Raw genomic sequence first — 440 nt, forward strand, 5'->3', positions numbered from 1 at the left:
AGGATTGTGTGGCCAGATTGGATAACCGATGAAACCATTGTTGAGATCCAAGCGGGGGGCGGTGGCGGATCAGGCGATGGAGATCAACCGATATAATTCGGGGGAGGGGGAGGGGGACGGTGGAGGACAGCAAGGAGATGGGCGAAAAACGCTTTAAAAGGAGAAAGACAAGTTGTATATTGGTAAGGGGGAATTTCTGGATCAAAAAAAAAAGAAAAAGGGAATTTGAATGATTACATTTTTCATTTTTAAATACATTTAAAACATTCAATAGGATTGTTTGTTTCATCACGTCACAAGCAACAGCAGTGGCATTTGCAGGTGATTAAAGATCAGCCGCCAACAATTCGTTGGCTGGAAAAACCAGGGCGGATTTTGACTGGTTCGTTAGAACTTCAGTATGAGCTGGATGATGATTATAGTGTGACAAAAGCTTTTGT

At 42.7% G+C, this 440-nt stretch carries 1 pseudogene; it reads left to right on the forward strand.

The features are described 5' to 3' along the window. Positions 1 to 201: 201 nt before the first annotated feature. A pseudogene (locus J7R05_RS08225) lies at positions 202 to 440 on the forward strand (DUF4175 family protein); the annotation flags it as partial.

Source organism: Bartonella capreoli, assembly GCF_902813205.1.
GTDB lineage: Bacteria > Pseudomonadota > Alphaproteobacteria > Rhizobiales > Rhizobiaceae > Bartonella > Bartonella schoenbuchensis.